5 protein-coding genes are annotated in these 4,349 nt (G+C 71.7%); 3 read left to right on the top strand and 2 right to left on the bottom strand.

Features of this window, described 5'->3' with window-relative positions; translation table 11 throughout:
- Nucleotides 1–141: 141 nt before the first annotated feature.
- Complete coding sequence (locus E1283_RS32710) at nt 142–588, bottom strand: SRPBCC family protein (protein WP_132821793.1); 447 nt, start codon at nt 586–588, stop codon at nt 142–144.
- Nucleotides 589–636: 48 nt separating this feature from the next.
- Entirely contained in the window at nt 637–1,173 is a 537-nt protein-coding gene (locus E1283_RS32705) for a GNAT family N-acetyltransferase (protein WP_132821792.1), read from the bottom strand.
- Nucleotides 1,174–1,331: 158 nt separating this feature from the next.
- Here E1283_RS32705 and E1283_RS32700 point away from each other — a divergent pair, with 158 nt between their 5' ends.
- Genes E1283_RS32700 through E1283_RS32690 form a run of 3 tightly spaced genes read left to right on the top strand, consistent with a single transcriptional unit; the run spans nt 1,332 to nt 4,311 of the window.
- Nucleotides 1,332–2,303, top strand: coding sequence for a tripartite tricarboxylate transporter substrate binding protein (locus E1283_RS32700; protein ID WP_132821791.1), 972 nt, complete (start codon nt 1,332–1,334; stop codon nt 2,301–2,303).
- Entirely contained in the window at nt 2,300–2,821 is a 522-nt protein-coding gene (locus E1283_RS32695; protein ID WP_132821790.1) for a tripartite tricarboxylate transporter TctB family protein, read from the top strand. The genes E1283_RS32700 and E1283_RS32695 overlap by 4 nt, the downstream gene beginning before the upstream one ends.
- Nucleotides 2,818–4,311, top strand: a complete 1,494-nt coding sequence (locus E1283_RS32690; RefSeq protein WP_165956331.1) for a tripartite tricarboxylate transporter permease — start codon at nt 2,818–2,820, stop codon at nt 4,309–4,311. Before E1283_RS32695 ends, E1283_RS32690 begins: the two co-directional genes overlap by 4 nt.
- Nucleotides 4,312–4,349 lie beyond the last annotated feature (38 nt).

The raw sequence follows: 4,349 nt of genomic DNA, 5'->3' as shown, positions 1-4,349 counted from the left end.
CCTCCTGGCGGTCGCCTCGGTCCCCCCCCCTCAACTCGGAGCGAGGCGACGCACACCAGTCATTCCAGCGGCCCCGCGATTGATTGGCAGCCCCGTTCCACCACTTCGATCAATCACCCGACCGCTCGCCAAGGTGGTGGATCAGCCGGCGGCGACCGGGGACGCGGGTTCGCCCCGACGTCCCTCCAACAGGTGCTTGAGCCTGCCGAGGTCGTCCGTCACGGTCGCCGCGTCGCGGCGGAACTCGGCGTCGGTCATGTGCGCTCGGCGGCGCAGGGTGAACACCACGTCGCAGGCGGCCGGGCCGTCCGGGATCACCCGGACCGGGTTGGGGACGGTCTCGCCCGTCGGCAGCGTGACGTCGTGGTCGAGCACGCCGAACTCGTTGGCCGGCGCGAACACGACCTCGACCCGGCCCAGGAGGGACGACTCGGCGATCCAGCGTCCGTCGGTCTCGGCGATGCCCTCCGCCAACCCGGCCGCCCACGCGGGCAGGTTGGCGGGGTTCGACGCGAAGGCGTAGACGTCGCGGGCCGGTCGCTCGACGCGGGTGGCGAGGTGTCGGGTGTCAGGGGTGAGGCTGTCCATGCCTCGGACGGTAGGCGGCCGGGGCGCACGCGGTCTTGAAGGAAACGGTCACCGCAACTCGGCGGGGAGCAGCGAGCCCACCCAGGCGTCGACGCGCTCGCCCCGGTGCACGAGGCGGCGGCGGAGCGTGGCCTCGACCCGGAAGCCGATCTTCTCCGCCACCCGCCGGGAGGCGTCGTTGCCCACCTCGGCGCGCCACTCGACGTGGTCGAGGCCGAGTTCGGCGAACGCCCAGCGGCAGACGGCCCGCGCCGCGGTCGGGGCCACCCCGCGGCCGCGGCTTGTGGGGGCGACCCAGAAGCCGATCTCCGCGGTGCGGTCGCCCCGCAGGTGCAGCCCGACCCGGCCGAGGCGGCCGGCCGTCCCGGCGTCCTCGGCCAGGAACTCGGCGCGGGTGCCGGACCGCCACCCCTCGACCGCCAGCCGCTCGACGAAGTACGCGGCGTGCTCCCGCAGATAGGGCGACGGCAGGTCGATGAAGCGTTCCAGCGCGGGATCGAGCGAGACCCGGTGGACCCAGTCGATGTCCGCGTCGGTGAACGGGCGGAGTCGCAGCCAGCCGGCGTCGATGTCGGGCGGAGTCATCCGACGAGGGTAGGACCCGACCGGCCGGTGACCGTGCCCGGCCGATGACCGTGCCGGGCCGGTGAACTGATATCCGCACGAGTCTTGTCAGTCTTCGCGGCACGGCCTACCGTCTTCCGATATCCCATAGGATCTCGGATGTTGCAGGAAGGCTGACGATGACGTCACCGCTGCGCAGACGGCTGGGCGTCGCAAGCGCACCACTGGTTCTGTGTCTCGCGTCGTGCTCGGTTCTCGACACGACACCACCCGTCCCCGACGACTGGACGCCCCGCGGCTCGGTGCCGATGGTCGTCGCCTTCGCGCCCGGCGGCGGCAGCGACCGCTCGGCCCGCGTCATCGCGCAGGGCCTCAACGAGCTCGAAGCCGGCTTCGACGTCAACGTCGAGAACAAGGAGGGCGGGTCGGGCGCCGTCGGCTGGGCCACGTTCCTCGCCGAACAGGGCAACGGCAACACGCTGCTGGTCGCCGAGACCGCGCTCAACACCCTGCCGCTGGTCTACGACGTGCCCTTCACCTACCGCGACTTCACGCCCCTGGTGATGTTCGCCGAGGACTCCCGCGTCGTCGTGGCGCCCGCCGACTCGGAGTTCACCGACTGCCATGACGTGATCGAGGCCAGCGAGAACGAGCGGGTCGTCGTCGGTTCCAGCGGCCGGACCGGCGCCGACTCGCTCGTCGTCGCCGAACTCACCGAGGAGGGCGGCTCGTTCGACACCGTCCCGTACGGCTCCTCAGGCGAGGTGATGACCGGGCTGCTCGGCGGCCAGGTCGACTTCGCGCCGACCAGCGCCGCCTCCGTCAAGCCCTACCTGGAGAGCGGCGACCTGGTGCCGCTCTGCTCCATGACGGCCGAGCGCTACGACGACCCGGTGCTCGGCGAGGTGCCCACCGCCCGCGAGCAGGGCATCGACGCCCAGGTCACCGTCTGGCGCGGGGTGTTCGCCGCCGGCGGGATCGCCGACGTGCAACGCGACTACTGGATAGCCGAGATCGAGCGGGCCATGGAGTCGGACACCTACCGCGACTACCTCGCCGACGACCTGCTGATCCCCGCCGACCGCAGCGGCGACGAGTTCGCCGCCTACCTCGAGACGTACGACGAACGGATGCGGGAGGTCTACCAGTGAACCCGGACGTTCGGACGCCCGTCGTCGTCGCCTACGGCGTACTGGCCGCCGTCGGCGCGCTGTTCCTCGCCCTCTCCTTCGAGTACCACTGGACCAACCCCGAGGACGGCGCGGTCGGCCCCGGCGCGCTGCCCCGCGTCGCCGGCCTCGCGCTGCTGCTGCTCGGCCTCGTGCTGGTCCGCCAGGAGATCCGCGTCGGATCCGCGCTGGAGGGCGACGGGCTGGTCGTCGAGGACGCCGCGCACACCCCGGAGGAGCGGCGCCGGGTCCGACGCAAGCTGCTGGCCGTCGTCGCCACCATGGTCGTCACCGCCCTCGCCATCCCCCTGCTCGGGCTGCTGCCCGCGCTCACCCTGATGACCCTGTTCCTGGCCGCCGTCGTCGAACGCCAGCCGCCGCTGCGCTCGTTGCTGGTGGCCGGCGCCACCTACGCCGTCGCCCACCTGATCTTCGTCGTCGTGCTGCGCGTCCCGCTGCCGCTCGGCGTCTTCGACCCGGCCGTCTGGAGCGCCCAGTGATCGCCAACCTCGGCACCGGCTTCGAGGCCGCCTTCACCGCCGACAACCTGCTGTGGTGCTTCGTCGGCGTGCTGCTCGGCACCGTCATCGGCATCCTGCCCGGGCTCGGCTCGGCGACCGGCGTCGCCATCCTGATCCCGGTCACCCTCACCTTCCCGCCGCTCACCGCCCTGATCATGCTGGCCGGCATCTACCACGGCGCCCAGTTCGGCGCGACCATCACCGCCATCCTGATCGCCACCCCCGGCGAGGCGTCCTCGGTGATCTCCACCCTCGACGGCTACCAGATGGCCCGCAAGGGCCGCGCCGGGCCCGCCCTGGCGATCTCGGCGCTCGGCGCCTTCGTCGCCGCCATGGTCTCGCTCGTCGCGCTGATGGCACTGGCCCCCTTCTTCGCGGAGATCGCGCTCGACTTCGGGCCGCGCGAGATGCTGGCCGTGATGATCCTCGGCCTCTGCACCATCGTGGTGTTCTCCGGACGCAACCTCGCGCTCGGCATGGCCATCGGCCTGTTCGGCGTGCTCGTCGGCTGCGTCGGCGTGGACGTCGGCAGCGGCACCGCCCGCTACACCTTCGGCGAGATCGACCTCTACGGCGGTGTCCCCTTCGTCGAGGTCATGATCGGCCTGTTCGCCATCGGCGAGCTCCTCAACCAGCTGCACATCGGCATGGCACCGCCGATCAGGGCCAGGTTCCGCGAGCTGATGCTCACCCGCGAGGACCTGCGGCGCTCCGCCGCGCCGGTCGCCCGCGGCACCGTCGTCGGCTTCCTGCTCGGCTGCCTGCCCGGCGCCGGCACCACGCTCGCCTCCTTCATGGCCTACGGCACCGAGAAGAAGTTCTCCCGCCACCGCAAGCAGCTCGGCAAGGGCGCCATCGAGGGCGTGGTCGCCCCCGACGCCGCCACCAACGCCGCCTCCAACGCCAACTTCATCCCCACCCTGGTGCTCGGCGTGCCGGGCGGCGCCACCACCGCCGTGCTGCTCGGCGCCTTCCTGGTCTACGGCATCCAGCCCGGGCCGCAACTCTTCGACACCCAGCCAGAGCTGGTCTGGGGCCTGCTGGTCTCCTTCTTCCTCGGCAACCTGATGCTGCTGCTCCTCAATCTGCCGCTCGCCCCGGTCTTCGCCCAACTGCTGCGCATCCGGTACGCGTTCCTCTACCCGCTGATCATCGTCACCAGCATCCTCGGCGCCTACTCGGTCAAGAGCAGCATGTTCAGCGTCTGGGTGGTGCTGTTCTTCGGCCTCGTCGGCTACGCCATGAAGCGCCTCAACTTCCCGATGGCGCCCATGGTGTTGGGCCTCGTCATCGGCCCGCTCTTCGAGAAGGCGCTGGTGCAGACCTCGGCGCTCGGCGGCGACGACGGCCTCTTCCTGCTGCGCAGCCCGATCGCCGTCACCATCCTCGCCCTCGCCCTGCTGCTGGTCGCCGGGCCGGCCGCCGGCCGGGCCCTCCGCCGCCGGCTCCCGGCCCGCGCGGCCAACTGACCCCCTGACGCACGAAAGGCACCACATGACCTCCGCCC

This window comes from Streptomyces hainanensis (genome assembly GCF_004348415.1).
Lineage (GTDB): Bacteria > Actinomycetota > Actinomycetes > Streptomycetales > Streptomycetaceae > Streptomyces > Streptomyces hainanensis.
The sequence above is the reverse complement of the archived record's forward strand: the minus strand, read 5'-3'. Positions and strand labels throughout refer to the sequence as shown.